The organism is Flammeovirga agarivorans (assembly GCF_012641475.1).
Lineage (GTDB): Bacteria > Bacteroidota > Bacteroidia > Cytophagales > Flammeovirgaceae > Flammeovirga > Flammeovirga agarivorans.
The window spans coordinates 1-626 of the sequence record NZ_JABAIL010000106.1; the positions used below are offsets into that span (position 1 = coordinate 1).

A 626-nucleotide genomic window follows, 5' to 3' on the forward strand; every position below is an offset into this window, starting at 1 on the left:
TGAACTGCTGGTCAATCACTTGGTTCTTGTTGATGGTCTTCTGCCGCTTGTCCATCTCCTTGGCTGCCGCTTGGGCCTCCTGACGGAAACGGGTCTGCATCTGCTCCTCAGCTTGAATCAAGCGCTCACGCTCTGGGGTCATCTGCTCACCGGGTTGTAGACGGTCAAGTTCCGCCTTAGCACCTTGGAGCATCTCCCAGCCCTTGCTGGTGTCGTCTTGGTTCAGCGCACTGGTAATCCCAAGGCGAAAACCTTCTGACAACTTAGCATCATTATCAAACTGAGTGGACTGCGCCTTGACCATCAGGGCGTTCCACTGCTCCTCACCCATTAGTTCCTTATAGGTCGTGGTCTTCCCGTTAAGGGTGACCGGACGGCCCTCAAGGCTCTGGAGGAAGTTGGTAGCGCCCGGACGTTGGATAACGTCATTAAGTGACCCAATGATGACCTGCTGTGCCTGAGCATCGCTAGGGATACTTCCTGTTTTGATGGCGTTGTCTATGTAGCGCTGGAAGAACTCCCCAGACTCTGGACGGGCCAGAACCTGAGGGTCTTTCAGTACACCTGACAGCTCCACCTTAGAGGCCAGTATCGCACCCTGCTGGGCTTGGTCGCTCAGGAACGTA

Annotated in this window: 1 protein-coding gene; it reads right to left on the reverse strand. The window is 55.1% G+C overall.

Annotated elements, in window-relative coordinates; genetic code table 11:
• A partial coding sequence (locus HGP29_RS28460; protein ID WP_211093473.1) for a hypothetical protein occupies window positions 1–626 on the reverse strand: 626 nt, incomplete at both ends.